Raw genomic sequence first — 15,741 nt, forward strand, 5'->3', positions numbered from 1 at the left:
GGGCGGCGACTGACCGCCCCGAGCCACGTCGTCAGTTCACTCGCGGCGCGGCGGACGGCGCCCGTCATCCGTGACGGCCGGCGGCGCCTGCTTGGAGGCCGCGCCAGCCGGGCTCGACTGGAGCGTCGGGAAGTTGTAGCTCGTCCCCGTCACCGTCACGGGGAACGTGCCTGCCGCCGACTTGGTCCCGACCCTGATCGTCAGCGAGCCGAGCGTCATGGACTGCCCCGGGGCGAGGACGTGGTTGACCGAGTCACCCGGACCCTTGGCCGGCGAGATCCGGATGTCGGGGTAATCACCGACGTTCGGCGACCACTGCTCGACCAAGTGGACGGTGACGCCCTCCTTGTCGAGGTATTGGTCGTAGCCGGACTTCACCCGGGCGTCGATGGCCACGAACTTGCCGGCCCTCCCGCTGGGCACTGCCAGCAACTGCGTGCCCGTCACACCGATCGGTGCCAGCGTGTAGGTGGAGCCGCTCGTCTTGTGTATCCGCACCTGCCCGGGATCGATCCAGCCCGCCATGAGGCGATTCACGGCCACCGTCGAGTCCGGCAGACCCTGCCCGCCCGAGTTCGCATGGCCACCGCTCATGAGGTCGACGACGTTGTTGTATTCGTCGCCGCTGCCGTCGTCCCAGTAGGAGTGCCACCACGACAGCATGTGGCCGAGCTCGTGGTCGGTGACGTTGAAGAAGGCGTTGGGCGTCCCCTGCTTGAGGATGGACGTCGACGTGATGACGCCGTCGCGCTGGTTAGAGGGATAGGTGGCCGAGCCGCCACGGGCATAGCCGGGGCCGGCGAGACCCGAGGCCCCGAACTCGTTGGCCTGGTACCAGATGCTGAGGGCACCGTCGTAGCCTGCCGCCTGGGTCCTCGCGGCCGATCGATTGAGGCACTCCTCCTTCGTGGCCGTGGTGATGACCGGAGCGCCGACGTCAGTGAAGGTCTGGGTGTAGCGGTTGCGGCTCAGCGACTCGTAGAACGTGCGGACCGCACCGTTGAGGTTGGCCACCATGGCGGATCGGTTCAGCGCAGGCGCACCCGACGGCGCGCAGAACAGGACGGCAATCCGGTCCTGTCCGGTCGCGTAGCCCAGGTAGCGGGGCACGACGGTCGTGAGGCCCACCCCATCGGTCGGGAAGTAGCCGGACACATCGACGATGACGTGGGTCAGTCCTTCCGGCCCGGTCTGGGCCTGGATTCCGCCAAGGGGTGAGCCGACGATGGCGCCGTTGGCAACGGTCTGCCGCGCGGCGTAGTTGAGACTCGACGACGCCGGTGCAGCCTGCTCAGCCGGCCAGACCGTGAGGTAGCCGCCCTGATAGGACCCCGTCACCGTGACATTGGTGACCGCCGCTCCCGGCCCGAAGGGCACCGTCGCGGTGCCTCCCCGCCGTTGCTGGGTGACGTTGAACTCGGCCGGTCGATCACCAACGAAACCGTCGCCGAAGTCCCACCCGCTGCGGTAGTAGTCGCCGTAGGGCGCGCGGGTGTCCACGATGCGCACCGGGGTCAGCGGGACGTAACCACTCGTGGGCGAGAGATAGCCCGTGATGTCCACGATCACGTCGGTATAGCCTGCGGCGTTGTAGATCTGGATGCGGCCGCCCGTCCCGACCGTTGCGAAGAGGCTGTTGGCCACCGTCTGGCCGCGGCCCATGTTGACCGATGACGTGCCCGGCCGGGTCGCGCCATAGGGATAGATCGTCAACCACGACGACGCCGCCGAACTCCGCGTGGCCGTGACCGTCAGCGCCACGGCCAGCGCGTTCGTCGGGACGCCGTTGCCGGTCACGGTCAGTGCCCGGGTCTGACCGGCCCCGATCTGCCCGCTGCCGCGGGTGTCGAGCAGTCGTCGCGGCGTGAGCGGCGTGACGCCCGAGCCGGTCGGGAACCAGCCCGTCACGTCGACGATGACGTGGGTCGAGCCCCCGCCGTAGTTGCCCACATTGAAGCGCTCGAGTGAGTCGACGCCCACGACGACAGTGTTGGCGACCGTGGCACCGCGGACGAAGTTGACCGTCGAGGTCGAGGGTGCCGCCTGACCGGCCGGCCACACCTTGAGCCACCCACCGGTCGTCGGCTGGGTGGCGGTGACGTTGAGGGCGACGGAGCCGACCCCGGAGGTCGGGATGCCACCACGCCCGCCCGCGGTGATTGCTCGCACGGTCCCGTTGCCGAACTTGGTCGCGGAGCGGCTGTCATAGAGACGGGTGGGTGCGATGGCCTGGAAGCCGAACTTGGGCGCGGCCACCACGGCCGCAGGGGCCGCCTCGAGCGCTGGCACCGCTGTCGGCCGCGCCTGGGCGCTCGAACCGACCACGGCGCTGGCCACGACCGCACTGGCAACCGCCACAGCCGCCCACACGGACCGGCGCCGACGCCGATTCCCCTGTCCCGAGTGCCAATTCGGTCCCGCAAGCATTCGTCGCATCACGCGCCCCTGTCCTGTGCGGGGCCCGCCTCCGACCCCCGTCCGCCCAACTCTGGCATGACAGCGGAGAACGTGCGGGCAAAGTCTCAAACCTCAGCCCGGCGCGCTGTCCGGGCGACGCGCCACCTTCGCGAGAATCTCCTCCACGATGTCGGTCTTGGCGTCCGCGTAGTCCTGGACGGAACGCCACCGGCGGGTCGCGAGCGACCGCTTCACCGCGGCATACCGGCTCCGGTCGTCATCGTGCACACGCAGCCAATCACGCAGGCCGAGCAGGCGCGCGATCTCCGCCGAGCCCAGGTCGGGTGACAGCACATGCAGGTTGATGTCGTGGGGCGCGCCGCGGTCACGGCGTTGGTAGAGGACGCGATGCTCCAGCCAGTCCGGCTCCCGGATCTGCAACCCATAGCCCACTGCCTCGAGGGCCGGCACGTAGGCATCCTCGTCCGCCGAGTCGGGCACCTGCAGGAGGATGTCGATGATCGGCTTCGCCGGCAGCCCCGGCACCGATGTCGAGCCGACGTGGTCCACCGCCAGGGCCACCGGACCCAGGGCCGACCTGATCACCTCGGCGTCGGTCGCGAACCACTCCGCCCAGACCGAGTCGGGGTCCTCGATGATGACCGGCACCGACCACGGAGGCCGACGTTCGCCGACGACCGGATCGGGCCGCGCGGGCGCCGTATCGTCAGGGTCCGGCTGCTGCGTCACGGTGCCGACCCGAGCCCTAGTCGGTGATCCGGTCAGGCGGCGGAGGCCGAGACGACCGCGCCGCGGTCGCCCACCGGCAGGGACACCGGCGCACTGAGCGACTCGACGTGCGCAACTCGACGGGTCACATCGTCGAGGACGACCGACATGGGGACCTCGAGCGCCTCACAGATCGCACCGAGCAGCTCGGAGGAGGCCTCCTTGACGCCGCGCTCGACCTCGCTGAGATAGCCGAGGGAGACGGAGCCGGCGGCAGCCACGTCGCGCAGGGTTCGGCCCTGCTGCTGACGCCGCTCGCGCAGCACTTCACCCAGCTCGTGGCGGAGCAGAATCGTCGTCATCGGGACCTCCCTTCGTCTGGGTGCTCGTCGTTGGTGTCCACGCTACAACGCATGGGGCACATCACGTCGAAGTGTTCCGGATCGCCGGCTATTCCCGCAGGTGGGAGGGCATGCCGGTCAGCGCGTGACGGGCGTGTCGGAAGCCGACCCGGTGAGCAGTTCCCCCAGGAGGTCGAGGACCGCGGCCACGGTCTGCTGCCGGTTCGCCTCCCTGTCGCCGTCGAGCGCCAACGCCCTCGTGGTCGCCGCGTCCGCCCAGGGACCAGCAGCCGCAATGAAGACGGTGCCGGCCGGCATACCCTCCGACGGTCCGGGACCGGCGACTCCGGTCGTCGCGACGCCAACGTCCGCACCGAGGAGGCGGCGCGCCCCCTCGGCCATCTGCGCGGCCACCTCGGCGTCAACCGGTCCAGTCTCGGCCAACCGCGCCGCGTCCACCGACAACACCGAGGCCTTGACGTCGGTGGCGTAGGCCACCACCCCGCCGCGGACCGTGTCGGACGACCCCGGGACGGACGTGAGAGCGGCCGACACGAGCCCGCCGGTCAACGACTCGGCGGTGGCCACGGTGAGCCGACGCCCGACGAGGGCGGCCACCACCGTCTCCGCGGTCGTCACGGCTCGCGCCGCTTCTCCCGTGCTGCAGCGCGTGCGGCCTTCTTGGCAAGGGCTCGCGGACTGGTGCGCCGCAGCCGGAACGCGTCGTTGACGTAGTCGATGCCCGTCACGACGGTGACCACGAGTGCCGCGATGAGTGTGATGAGCGCGATGGCGTCGAGCACGCCCGTGAGGGGCAGGGAGAACCGCGGGATGACATAGAAGCCCAGGGCGAGCGCCTGGAGCATCGTCTTCACCTTGCCACCGCGACCCGCGGCCATGACCCCATGGCGGATGACCCAGAAACGCATCGCGGTGATGCCCCACTCGCGCACGAGGATGACGCCCGTGATCCACCACGGGATCTCGGCCAGCAGCGAGAGACCCACGAGGGCCATCGTCACGAGCGCCTTGTCGGCAATGGGGTCGGCGACCTTGCCGAAGTCGGTGATGAGGCCGCGGCTGCGCGCGATGTCGCCGTCGATGCGATCGGTGATCATGGCGATGGCGAACACGACGAACGCCCACCAGCGTGCGGCGGCCGAGTCGCCATCACCCCACAGCAGCAGCCATCCGAAGACCGGCACCAGCAACAGCCGCAGCACGGTCAGGGCGTTCGCGACGTTCCACGCGCTCGGGGCCACCCGAGCGACCGGCGTGGGCCGGTCGGTCATGCCAGGTCCGCAACGAGGTCGATGCCTTCGGTCGCGATGACCGTCGCCATGACCGTCTCTCCCACCTGCGCGTCCACGTCCACGACACGCGTGATCCCGTCGACGTCCGGCCCTTGGTGCTCGGCGCGACCGACAATCTCGCCGGTGTCCTCGTCACGTCCTTCGACGAGGACCCGCACGGTCTCGCCGATGCGGTCCTCGGCGCGCTGCGCTGTGAGTTCCTCGACGAGGTCGGTGATCCGGGCGACGCGTTCGGCGATGGCTTCGGGAGCCACCTTGTCCGGCAGGAGCTCGCCCTCGGTGCCGTCCTCGTCCGAGTAGCCGAAGACACCCACCACGTCGAGTCGGGCGGCGGTGAGGAACTCGGCCAGTTCGTCGACCTCGGCCTCGGTCTCACCGGGGAAACCGACGATGACGTTGCTGCGGATGCCCGCCAGGGGCGAACGCCGACGCACGTCCTCGATGAGGCCCAGGAACGAGTCGGTGCCGCCGAACCGACGCATCCGGCGCAGCAGGGGCGAGGAGGCGTGCTGGAACGACAGGTCGAACCACGGCATGACCTCGGGGATCGCGACCATGGTGTCGAGCAGGCCCGGGCGCACCTCGGCGGGCTGGAGGTAGGAGACGCGGACCCGCTCGATGCCGTCGATGTCCGCGAGCTCGGGCAGGAGTGCGTCCATGAGGGCGAGGTCGCCGAGGTCCTTGCCGTAGGACGTCGAGTTCTCACTGACGAGGAAGAGCTCGCGCACGCCCTCACCGGCGAGCCAGCGTGCCTCCTCGAGGACGTCCGTGGGTCGCCGCGAGACGAACGAGCCGCGGAACATCGGGATGGCACAGAACGCGCACCGACGGTCGCAGCCGCTGGCGATCTTGAGCGGAGCCCACGGGCCGCTGTCGAGGCGGGCGCGGGGTGCAGCGTGGCCGGGCAGGGCGACCTCGGCCGACGCCTCCTGGCGTGTCACGGGTGAGAGCGGGAGCAGCTTGCGGCGGTCGCTGGGGACGTGACTTTTGACCGACCCACCGTCGAGGATGGTGCGCAGGTGCGTCGACATGTCGGCATAGGAGTCGAAGCCCAGCACGGCATCCGCCTCGGGCAGCTCGTCGGCCAACGTCTGCCCGTAGCGCTCGGCGAGACAACCGACGGCCACGACCTTCTGTGTCCGGCCGGTCTCCTTGAGGCTCGAGGCCTCGATGAGGCTGTCGATGGAGTCCTTCTTGGCCTGCTCGACGAAGCCGCACGTGTTGACGACCGCGACATCTGCCTCGGCCGCGTCCTCGACGAGGGTCCACCCGCCGGCGGCCAGGCGTCCGGCCAGTTCCTCGGAGTCGACGTCGTTGCGAGTGCATCCCAGGGTGACGACGGCCACCGAACGCGTGGTGGTGTCAGGGGCAGGCATGACTCCACTCTAGTTGCGTACGCACCGGGGTCCGGACCGCACGCCGGTGGCGGGCGTGACCTACGTTGGAGCGATGACGTCGATCTCCGCCCGCATCGCCGAACTCCTCGAGACCCACCCCGTCTGGGACGGCCACAACGACCTCCCCTGGGAGGCACGCAAGCAGGTCTCCTACGACCTCGATCGTCTGGACGTCGGCGGCGACGTCGCGACGACACACACCGACCTCCCCCGCATGCGTCGCGGCGGCATGGGTGCCCAGTTCTGGTCGGTCTACGTCGATGCGAAGTGGGCCGGGGAGAGGGCTGTTCGCGCCACGCTCGAACAGATCGACTTCGTCCGCACCATGACGAGCCGGTATGCCGGTGAGCTGGCTTTCGCGGTCAGTTCCGCCGACGTGGTGGCCGCCCGCGAGTCGGGACGCATCGCGTCCCTCATGGGGGCCGAGGGTGGTCATTCGATCGACTCCTCGCTCGGGGCTCTGCGCATGCTGCACGAACTCGGCGTGCGCTACATGACACTGACGCACAACGACAACGTCCCGTGGGCCGACTCGGCGACGGACGAGCCGGTGCTGGGAGGCCTCTCCCCCTTCGGTCGCGAGGTCGTGCGCGAGATGAACCGGATCGGGATGGCGGTCGACCTGTCGCACGTCTCGGCCGACACGATGCGCCACGCCCTCGACACGACGGAGGCGCCGGTGATGTTCTCCCACTCGTCGGCCCGGGCCGTGTGCGACCACCCGCGCAACGTGCCCGACGACGTGCTCGAGCGCCTCCCCGACAACGGCGGACTCTGCATGGTGACCTTCGTGCCGAAGTTCATCTCCCCCGCGATTCGCGAGTGGGATCTCGAGGCAGCCGACGCAGCGGAAGCCGAGGGGATCCACTGGGCCGACTACGCGGCATACACGCCGTTCCTGGAGCGCTACCGCGAGACGCACCCGCAGCCGGTCGCGACGGTCGACGACGTCGTGGCCCACGTCGAGCACGTGCGCGAGGTCGCGGGGGTCGACCACATCGGGCTGGGCGGCGACTACGACGGTGTGGGCGTGCTCCCGGAAGGTCTGGAGGACGTCTCGACCTACCCGCGGCTGCTCGAGGCGCTGGCCGAGCGTGGCTGGTCCGACGAGGACCTCGGCAGGCTCACGTGGGGCAACGCGCTGCGGGTGCTCGAAGGCGTCGAGGCGGCGTCGCGCGAGCTGAGTGCCATCCGCGGTCCGAGCGTCGCGACGATCGAGGAGCTCGACGGCGAGGTGTGAACCCGGTCAGCGCTGGTTGCTGCGCATGACGGTCAACGCGACGAGGCGCGAGATGACCATGGCGACGTACATGACGCCCGCGAGCTGCTCGATGATCGCCACGGCGCGGGCCTGAGCCCCGACCGGCAGAACGTCCGAGAGGCCGACGCTGGTGAGGTTGGCGCCCGAGAGATAGAGGAGCTCGAGGAAGGTTCGATGCTCCGCGTCGGCGTGACCCACGAATGAGCCGGGCCAGAGCGTCTGCACCGCCAGGAACAGGTAGGCGAACGCGAAGAGCAGCACGGTGAAGGCAGCGCCGACGGCGAAGAGCTCGTCCTTGGTGACCCAGGCGTCCTCGAACATGTAGGAGACGAGGCCGTACGCCGTGTAGAAGTAGAAGACGGACAGGGCGGTGTGCGCGAGGGCGACCACGAGGGTGTTGTCGTCCGAGATCGTCGACCAGACCTCGAGGATGCCGGCCGGCAGGCCGATGCCGATCGAGAGCCACGTCAGCGCTGGTGTGCTGCGCACGGTGAAGACGGCGATGGTCAGAGCGATCAGGCTGAGGACCGTGAGAGCCACGCGGCCGTAGCGCAACTCCTGGAGCCAGGGCAGGAGGACGATGACGAGCAACTGGACGGCGAGAAGGAACGCCGACGGCTGCTTGCGGAGGACTGCGGCCCAGCGCTGGCCCCGGGTGGGTGGCTCGCGCAGGTCATCCCAGAGCGTCGTCTCCATGCTCGTCACTCTAGGCGTCGGTCGGGTGCCGCGGTCCGACCTACGATGACGACATGCACCAGTCCGCCTGGGTGTTGGCTCCCCTCACCCTCGTCGCCGTCCTCGCCTTCAGCGCCTCCACCAAGATCGGCAAGGGCGAGTCCCTGCGCAAGATCGTCCGGAACCTTCGCCTGTCCGATCGCATCCTTCCCGTCCCGCTGGCCCGGGCCATCCCCTGGATCGAGCTGGCCATCGCCGTGGGGCTGCTCACGCCGTGGCGGTGGACCTTCGCGGCAGCGGCTGCTGGGGCCGCTGTGCTCATGGTGGTCTACTGGCTCCTCATCGCGAGAGGCATGACGCTGACGCCGCGCCCGATGTGTGGGTGCTTCGGGCAGGCCGGCGACCACGGCATCTCCTGGCGCACACTCCTGCGCAACACCCTGCTCGTTGCGGCCGCCGTGGCCTCGGTGGCGCTGGCATGGACCGGACGCACCGGCTGGTCAGCCGTCTCGGCGTTCACGTCGGGCGACTGGCTGTGGCTCGCTCTCGCGGCGGTGGCATCGGTCGTCACCGCTCTGGTCCTCGGCAGCTTCGGTCCGGCGCCGGAGTCACCCGCATCGGACCCCGTCTCGCCCACGAAGGCCGAGTCCGGGGAGCGCATTCCGGGCGGAGACGCACAGGGGGCCGCGGACGACGACGGCGACTACGTCCGCGAGCCGATCCCGCGTGCCGTTCTGATCGACGACGGCACACCGGTCACGCTGCGCGAGTTGGCCGCCGAGCGCGCTCAGTTGCTCGTCCTGGTCGACTGCTACTGCGCCTCGACCCAGGAAATCACTCCACACATCGCCGGATGGGATGAGCGACTCGACCTCGTCGACGTCCGAACCGTCTTCGCTGTGCCCTACAAGTCCGAGTACTTGCGGACACCCGTCGAGAACCCCCTGCTCGACCACGCCAAACTCACGTGGGACACGCTGGGGGTGGAGTACTCACCCGCGGCAGTGCTCCTCGGGGCCGACGGGCTCCTCGCCGGTGGCCCCGTCTCCGGTGTGGAGGAAGTGACCCAGTTCGTCGCCGACGTCGAGGCACAACTGTCCGAGGGCGATCCTGAGGTGGTCGACTCTGATTCACCACCGTCAACCGACCGGCCCTGACCGGCCGGACGGTCAGCGGCGACCGGTGAGCTCCCAGGCGTCCTCACTGTCGTCGTCCTCGTCGTCCCACGACTCGACCTGCGGGCGGCGGTCCAGGTCGGCCTGTACGGCGTCGGCGCCATACCGATCGACCGGAACCTGCTGCGTGTCCGCCGATGAGGGAGCCGGGTCAGCCAGGTCAGCCGATTCAGCGTTGTCGTAGCCCTCGGCCTCATCCACGGCCTCATTGTCGAACGCGTTCTCGGCCGTCGGCACGTCCTCGCCCCGCAGCAGCGCGAGCGTCGTCGGCAGGTCGTCGGGACGCACGAGCACATCACGCGCCTTGGAGCCCTCGGACGGACCCACGACACCGCGTGACTCGAGGAGGTCCATGAGTCGGCCGGCCTTGGCGAAGCCGACCCGCAGCTTGCGCTGGAGCATCGACGTCGAGCCGAACTGCGACGTGACGACGAGTTCGGTCGCCTGCAGCAGCAGGTCGAGGTCGTCGCCGATGTCGTCATCGATCTGCTTCTTGGCCGCGGCGACGGTGACGTCCTCGCGGTAGGTCGGCTTGAGCTGCCCGGTGACGTGGCCGACGATCTCCTGGATCTCGGTCTCGGTGACCCACGCGCCCTGGACACGCATCGGCTTGCTCGCCCCCATGGGGAGGAACAGCGCGTCACCCTGACCGAGGAGCTTCTCGGCACCCGGCTGGTCGAGGACGACCCGGCTGTCGGCGAGTGACGAGGTCGCGAACGCCATGCGGCTCGGCACGTTGGCCTTGATGAGACCCGTGACGACGTCGACCGACGGGCGCTGGGTCGCGAGGACGAGGTGGATGCCGGCGGCCCGAGCGAGCTGGGTGATGCGGACGATCGACTCCTCGACGTCACGCGGCGCGACCATCATGAGGTCGGCGAGCTCGTCGACGACGACGAGAAGGTAGGGGTAGGGCTGGATGACCCGCTCCGAACCGGGCAGCGGCTGGACCTTGCCGGCCTTGACCGCCTTGTTGAAGTCGTCGACGTGCTTGTAGCCAAAGGCCGCGAGGTCGTCGTAGCGCGCATCCATCTCGCGCACGACCCACTGGAGCGCCTCGGCCGCCTTCTTGGGGTTCGTGATGATCGGGGTGATGAGGTGCGGGATGCCTTCGTAGGCGGTGAGCTCGACCCGCTTGGGGTCGACGAGCACCATGCGCACCTCGTCCGGGGTCGACCGCATGAGGATCGACGTGATCATCGAGTTGACGAAGCTGGACTTTCCGGAACCCGTCGCACCGGCGACGAGAAGGTGCGGCATCTTCGCGAGGTTGGCGATGACGTAGCCGCCCTCGACGTCCTTGCCGACACCCATGACCATCGGGTGGTGGTTGTCGCGGGCGACCCGGCTGCGCAGGACGTCGCCGAGGCAGACCATCTCCTTGTCCGGGTTCGGGATCTCGATGCCGATGGCGGACTTGCCGGGAATCGGGCTGAGGATGCGCACATCGGCCGAGGCAACGGCATACGCAATGTTCTTGGAGAGCGCGGTGACGCGCTCGACCTTGACGCCGGGGCCGAGCTCGACGATGTAGCGCGTGACCGTCGGACCGCGGGTGAATCCCGTGACCTGCGCGTCGATGCCGAACTCGTCGAGCACGGTCGTGAGCGCCTCGACGACGCGGTCGTTGGCCTCGGAACGCTCCTTGTGCGGAGCGCCCTGCTTGAGCGCCGAGTTGTCGGGCAGCGTGTAGGTGATGTCGCCGGCGAGCGAGAGCTGCTCGACGCGCTGCGGCAGCGGCGTCGTCGGCGGCGCCTCGAGCTTGACCGGCTCCGCGGGCACCTTGGCGGCGGGAGCGAGGACACCGGGAGCCGTCGGGCGCTTCTCCCCCGGGCGCGGACCGCCCTCCTCCTGGGCGGGCGGGGCGGCGTTCGGACGCGGCTTCCGGCCCTTGCGTCCGTCCTCGTAGTCGACGATCGCGGCCTGTTCGTACGCCTCGTCACCCTCGAGGGGCTCGTCGGACAGGGCGCGCTTGCGGCGGGGCTTCCGTGCCGTCGTCGCCTCGGTCTCGTCCTCATCGGTGTATGCCGGGTGGCCCAGCAGCAGGGCCCGCAGCTGGTCGAGACGGTCCGGGATCTCGTGCACGGGCGTGGCAGTGAGGACGAGGAACCCGAAGATGCCGAGCAGGATGAGCAGCGGGATCGTGCCGTAGATCGAGACCGCGGCCTCGAGCGGGCTCGACGCGAGGAAGCCGATGATGCCGCCGGCCGCACGCATGCCGTTGGCGCCGGCCGGCGGCTCCGGAATGCCTGCTGCGACGTGGACGATGCCGCAGGTCGCGAAGGCGAGCAGCGTCGTGCCGATGGCCATGCGGTTGGTCGCGGGGTGCTCACGCGGCGTGCGCCACAGGTGGAGACCGAAGAGGAGCAGGACGAGCGGCACGGCGTACGCGACCCGGCCGAAGGTTCCGGCAACCACGGCGTGCGTGGCGTCACCGACAATGCTGTTGAGGCCCCACCACTCGCGGGCGGCGACGACCACGGCGAGGAGGAGCAGGGCCAGGCCGGCTCCGTCGCGGCGGTGCTCCGGCTCGAGGTCGTGACCCGCGTGCGAGACGCGCCGCACCGTCCCACCCGTGGCGTGTGCCAGCCCCATCCAGGCGCCGCGCACCACGGCGACGGGCATGGGGGTGCCGCCCTTGGCCGCCTTCTTGCGGTTGGCCGGTCGGGCGGGTGCGCGCCGGTTCGCGGGCCGCGAGGAGGCGGTACGCGAAGGGGCCGTGCGCGAGCGCGCGGAGGTAGTCGAACGGGTCGCCATGCTCCGACCCTAGGCCACAACCACACCAATCACATGGAGCACACGCGCACCACCCAAACCCGCCTCCCCTTTTACGGGGCCCCCGCTAAAGGGGTCCCGAACAAGGGAACTGTTCCCTTGTTCGGGATCCCTTTCCGGGGTTCAGCGATGCGCGACGCTGGTGTCGGCAGGTGCGTCAGGCCTCGATGACGACGGGGATGATCATCGGGCGGCGGCGAATCTTGCGCCCGACCCACCCGCCCACAGAGCGGCGCATGACCTGCTCGAGCTGGTACGTGTCGCTCACGCCCTGGGCCGTGGCGTCGTCGAGGGCCTTGGTCAGCTGCGGCATGACGTCGTCGAAGATCACGTCGTCCTCGACGAAGCCGCGCGCCGTGATTTCCGGCCCGGCGACGATCTTGCCCGTGCTCGAGTCCATGACGACGATGACCGAGATGAAGCCCTCGTCGCGCAGGATCTGGCGGTCCTTGAGCAGCGCCTCGTCCGCCTCCCCGACCGACGAGCCGTCGACGTAGACGTAGCCACACGGCACGGCACCCGCGACCTTGACCTTGCCGTCGACGAGGTCGACCACGACGCCGTCCTCGACGACGACGACACCCTTGGGGTGGACACCGGTCGCGAGGGCCAGGTCGGCATTGGCCCGCAGGTGCCGCCACTCGCCGTGCACCGGCATGACGTTGCGCGGCTTGACGATGTTGTAGCAGTAGAGGAGCTCCCCCGCGCTCGCGTGACCGGACACGTGCACCTTGGCGTTGCCCTTGTGGACGACGTCGGCACCGAGGCGCATGAGGCCGTTGATGACGCGATAGACGGCGTTCTCGTTGCCCGGGATGAGCGAGGAGGCCATGAGGACGGTGTCGCCCTCACCCACCTCGATCTGGTGGTCGCGGTTGGCCATCCGGGACAGGGCCGCCATGGGCTCGCCCTGCGAGCCGGTGCAGATCAACGTGACCTTGTTGTCCGGCAGGTCGCCGAGCTTCTTGAAGTCGACGAGGATGTTGTCGGGCACGTGGAGGTAGCCGAGATCGGCGGCGATCCCCATGTTGCGGACCATGGAACGGCCGACCATCGCGACCTTGCGTCCGGACTTCTCGGCGGCGTCGAGCACCTGCTGGACGCGGTGCACATGCGAGGAGAAGCAGGCGACGATGATGCGCCGCTGGGCATGCCGGAAGACGCGGTCGATGGCCGGGGCGATGTCCTTCTCAGGAGTCGTGAAGCCCGGGACCTCGGCGTTCGTCGAGTCGGTCAGGAAGAGGTCGACGCCCTCCTCCCCCAGCCGGGCGAAGGCGCGCAGATCCGTGAGTCGACCATCCAGCGGCAACTGGTCCATCTTGAAGTCGCCGGTGTGCAGCAACGTGCCACCCGAGGTCCGGACGAACACCGCGAGCGCGTCCGGGATCGAGTGGTTCACCGCGACGAACTCGCAGTCGAAGACGCCGAGCTGCTCGCGCACACCCTCCTTGACGGAGAGCGTGTAGGGCTTGATCCGGTGCTCCTTGAGCTTGGCCTCGATGAGCGCCAGCGTGAGCTGCGAACCGACGAGCGGGATGTCGGGCTTGAGCCGCAACAGGTAGGGCACGGCACCGATGTGGTCCTCGTGACCGTGGGTGAGGACGATCGCCTGCACCTGATCGAGACGGTCCTCGATCGAGGAGAAGTCCGGGAGGATCAGGTCGATGCCGGGGTGGTGGTCGTCGGGGAAAAGCACGCCGCAGTCGATGATGAGCAGCTGGCCCTGGTGCTCGATGACCGCCATGTTGCGGCCGACCTCGCCGAGTCCGCCGAGGGCGACGACCCGGACGCCTCCGTCCTTGAGTGGACGAGGCAGTGACAGTTCGGGGTGCGGGTGGCTCACGCGATCCCCGACCCAGCCAGGCCCTTGCGGAGGATCTCGAGATGCTCCGGTGGCGACTCCACGAGTGGCAGCCGGACAAAGGCCGACTCGATCACTCCCAGCTCGGCCAGCGCGGCCTTGGCCATGATCGCGCCCTGCGACGTGGTCATGATCGCGTCAGTGACGGGGATGAGTCGCTCGTGGATGGCCCGCGCAGCAGCGAGGTCACCGGCATCCATGGCGGCGATCATCGCGGCGTACTCCTTCCCGGCCACGTGCCCGACGACGGAGACGCAACCCACGGCGCCCTGGGCCAGGTGGGCCAGGGTGAGGACGTCGTCGCCGCTGAACCAGAGCAGGTCGGTCGCCGCCATGACGTGGGCCGAGGCCCAGAGGTCGGCCTTGGCGTCCTTGACCGCGACGATGCGCGGGTGCGAGGCCAGCTCGATGAGGGTCTCGGTCGCAAACGCGGTCGCGGTCCGGCCCGGGATGTCATAGAGCATGATCGGCAGCTCGGTGGAGTCGGCGACGGTGCGGCAGTGCGCGAGCAGGCCGGCCTGCGTGGGGCGGTTGTAGTAGGGCGAGACGAGGAGCAGCGCGTCGGCGCCTGCCTCGGCTGCGCGCGCCGCCATGTGCACGCTGTGCGCCGTGTCGTTGGAACCGATCCCGGCGGTGATGGCGGCGCGGTCGCCCGACACCTCCTTGGCAATGCGGATCGCGTCGATGCTCTCGTCGTCGGTGAGCGTCGAGGCCTCACCGGTCGTGCCGTTGACGACGATGCCGTCGTGCCCGTTGGCGAGCAGGTGCTCGACGACGGAACGCACTCCCGCCTCGTCGATCGATCCGTCCGGGCGCATCGGGGTGACCATGGCCGTGATGACCCGGCCGAAGGGGTTCGTCGTCATGACCCTCAGGGTAGTCGCCTCCGGGTCGCGAGCCGCCCGGGCGTCGTCAGTGCTGCCGACTACTCTCTGGAGCCATGCGCCAGTACCTCGACCTCCTCGACCGAATCCTCGACGAGGGTGTCGACAAGTCCGACCGCACCGGCACCGGCACGCGGTCCGTCTTCGGGCACCAGATGCGCTTCGACCTGTCCGAGGGCTTCCCCGTCGTCACGACCAAGAAGCTCCACCTCAAGTCGATCATCGGCGAGCTGCTGTGGTTCCTGCGCGGTGACACCAACGTCGGGTGGCTTCAGGAGCGCGGCATCTCGATCTGGGACGAGTGGGCCGACGAGAACGGCGACCTCGGCCCCGTCTACGGGCACCAGTGGCGTTCGTGGCCGACTCCGGACGGCCGCCAGGTCGACCAGATCGCCAAGGTCATCGAGTCGATCCGCACCAACCCCGACAGTCGCCGCCACATCGTGAGCGCGTGGAACGTCGCCGACGTCGACGACATGGCCCTGCCGCCCTGCCACGCCCTCTTCCAGTTCTACGTCAGTCCCGCGAGTGACAGCCACCGAGCGAAGTTGCACTGCCAGCTCTATCAGCGCAGCGCCGACGTCTTCCTCGGCGTGCCGTTCAACATCGCGTCCTACGCCCTGCTCACGATGATGGTCGCCCAGCTCACCGACCTCGAGCCGGGCGAGTTCGTCCACACGCTCGGCGACGCGCACCTCTACTCCAACCACCTCGAGCAGGCCCGACTCCAACTGACCCGCGAGCCGCGCCCGCTCCCGACGATGCGGATCGCCCCCAAGAGCGCGATCGACGACTTCGACCTCGACGACTTCGAGCTCGTCGGCTACGACCCGCACCCCGCCATCAAGGCCCCCATCGCCGTCTGACCGAGCGCAGCGGCGCACGCCCGCGCGAGGTGCGCGGACGGCATACCGGCTCCTCCGGGCGCACCAC

General features: G+C 69.4%; 13 protein-coding genes. 3 read left to right on the forward strand and 10 right to left on the reverse strand.

The genetic code is table 11. From position 1 onward, the window contains the following. Positions 1-36 precede the first annotated feature (36 nt). From N803_RS00855 to rimO, 6 genes are all read right to left on the reverse strand, one after another. The gene (locus N803_RS00855; protein ID WP_156969603.1) at positions 37-2,337 is read right to left on the reverse strand and encodes a metallopeptidase domain-containing protein; all 2,301 of its coding nucleotides are present in this window, start codon (positions 2,335-2,337) and stop codon (positions 37-39) included. Positions 2,338-2,529: 192 nt separating this feature from the next. After that, entirely contained in the window at positions 2,530-3,147 is a 618-nt protein-coding gene (locus N803_RS00860; RefSeq protein WP_035901789.1) for a GrpB family protein, read from the reverse strand. A gap of 32 nt (positions 3,148-3,179) precedes the next feature. Continuing rightward, complete coding sequence (locus N803_RS00865) at positions 3,180-3,488, reverse strand: helix-turn-helix domain-containing protein (RefSeq protein WP_035901792.1); 309 nt, start codon at positions 3,486-3,488, stop codon at positions 3,180-3,182. A 117-nt stretch (positions 3,489-3,605) separates the two neighbouring features. Next, positions 3,606-4,106 (reverse strand): CinA family protein, encoded by a 501-nt coding sequence (locus N803_RS00870; RefSeq protein ID WP_035901793.1) that lies wholly within the window; start codon positions 4,104-4,106, stop codon positions 3,606-3,608. Beyond that, positions 4,103-4,759 carry a CDP-diacylglycerol--glycerol-3-phosphate 3-phosphatidyltransferase gene (gene pgsA, locus N803_RS00875; RefSeq protein ID WP_035901796.1) on the reverse strand — a complete coding sequence of 219 codons (657 nt, stop codon included), beginning with the start codon at positions 4,757-4,759 and terminating at the stop codon, positions 4,103-4,105. The genes N803_RS00870 and pgsA overlap by 4 nt, the downstream gene beginning before the upstream one ends. Next, positions 4,756-6,156: a 30S ribosomal protein S12 methylthiotransferase RimO gene (gene rimO, locus N803_RS00880; RefSeq protein WP_035901799.1), complete on the reverse strand. Its 1,401-nt coding sequence runs from the start codon at positions 6,154-6,156 to the stop codon at positions 4,756-4,758. Before rimO ends, pgsA begins: the two co-directional genes overlap by 4 nt. 73 nt (positions 6,157-6,229) lie before the next feature. On the opposite strand from rimO, the gene N803_RS00885 reads away from it, so the two are divergent. Then, a complete protein-coding gene (locus N803_RS00885; protein ID WP_035901802.1) occupies positions 6,230-7,417 on the forward strand; it encodes a dipeptidase in 1,188 nt (395 codons plus the stop codon). Positions 7,418-7,423: 6 nt separating this feature from the next. Here the strand turns inward: N803_RS00885 and N803_RS00890 are convergent, their stop codons facing one another. Beyond that, complete coding sequence (locus N803_RS00890; protein ID WP_052111564.1) at positions 7,424-8,134, reverse strand: ion channel; 711 nt, start codon at positions 8,132-8,134, stop codon at positions 7,424-7,426. Between the two features lie 53 nt (positions 8,135-8,187). Between N803_RS00890 and N803_RS00895 the strand changes: the two genes are divergently transcribed. Beyond that, positions 8,188-9,270 (forward strand): MauE/DoxX family redox-associated membrane protein, encoded by a 1,083-nt coding sequence (locus tag N803_RS00895; protein ID WP_035901805.1) that lies wholly within the window; start codon positions 8,188-8,190, stop codon positions 9,268-9,270. 12 nt (positions 9,271-9,282) lie between these two features. Here N803_RS00895 and N803_RS00900 read toward each other — a convergent pair whose 3' ends face one another. From N803_RS00900 to dapA, 3 genes are all read right to left on the reverse strand, one after another. Next, positions 9,283-12,045 carry a DNA translocase FtsK gene (locus N803_RS00900; protein ID WP_084763893.1) on the reverse strand — a complete coding sequence of 921 codons (2,763 nt, stop codon included), beginning with the start codon at positions 12,043-12,045 and terminating at the stop codon, positions 9,283-9,285. Positions 12,046-12,220: 175 nt separating this feature from the next. Then, positions 12,221-13,906, reverse strand: a complete 1,686-nt coding sequence (locus tag N803_RS00910; RefSeq protein WP_035901812.1) for a ribonuclease J — start codon at positions 13,904-13,906, stop codon at positions 12,221-12,223. Beyond that, a complete protein-coding gene (gene dapA, locus N803_RS00915) occupies positions 13,903-14,790 on the reverse strand; it encodes a 4-hydroxy-tetrahydrodipicolinate synthase (RefSeq protein WP_035901814.1) in 888 nt (295 codons plus the stop codon). Before dapA ends, N803_RS00910 begins: the two co-directional genes overlap by 4 nt. A 74-nt stretch (positions 14,791-14,864) precedes the next feature. Here dapA and N803_RS00920 point away from each other — a divergent pair, with 74 nt between their 5' ends. Beyond that, a complete protein-coding gene (locus tag N803_RS00920; RefSeq protein ID WP_035901816.1) occupies positions 14,865-15,674 on the forward strand; it encodes a thymidylate synthase in 810 nt (269 codons plus the stop codon). Positions 15,675-15,741: the final 67 nt, after the last annotated feature.

This window comes from Knoellia subterranea KCTC 19937 (assembly GCF_000768685.1).
Classification (GTDB): Bacteria; Actinomycetota; Actinomycetes; order Actinomycetales; family Dermatophilaceae; genus Knoellia; species Knoellia subterranea.

Excerpts from the sequence above, each read along its gene's own strand:
- N803_RS00920 (WP_035901816.1), top strand. The coding sequence starts at position 14,865 with ATGCGCCAGTACCTCGACCTCCTCGACCGAATCCTCGACGAGGGTGTC.
- N803_RS00900 (WP_084763893.1), bottom strand. The coding sequence starts at position 12,045 with ATGGCGACCCGTTCGACTACCTCCGCGCGCTCGCGCACGGCCCCTTCG.
- N803_RS00895 (WP_035901805.1), top strand. The coding sequence starts at position 8,188 with ATGCACCAGTCCGCCTGGGTGTTGGCTCCCCTCACCCTCGTCGCCGTC.
- pgsA (WP_035901796.1), bottom strand. The coding sequence starts at position 4,759 with ATGACCGACCGGCCCACGCCGGTCGCTCGGGTGGCCCCGAGCGCGTGG.
- dapA (WP_035901814.1), bottom strand. The coding sequence starts at position 14,790 with ATGACGACGAACCCCTTCGGCCGGGTCATCACGGCCATGGTCACCCCG.
- N803_RS00865 (WP_035901792.1), bottom strand. The coding sequence starts at position 3,488 with ATGACGACGATTCTGCTCCGCCACGAGCTGGGTGAAGTGCTGCGCGAG.
- N803_RS00885 (WP_035901802.1), top strand. The coding sequence starts at position 6,230 with ATGACGTCGATCTCCGCCCGCATCGCCGAACTCCTCGAGACCCACCCC.
- N803_RS00890 (WP_052111564.1), bottom strand. The coding sequence starts at position 8,134 with ATGGAGACGACGCTCTGGGATGACCTGCGCGAGCCACCCACCCGGGGC.
- rimO (WP_035901799.1), bottom strand. The coding sequence starts at position 6,156 with ATGCCTGCCCCTGACACCACCACGCGTTCGGTGGCCGTCGTCACCCTG.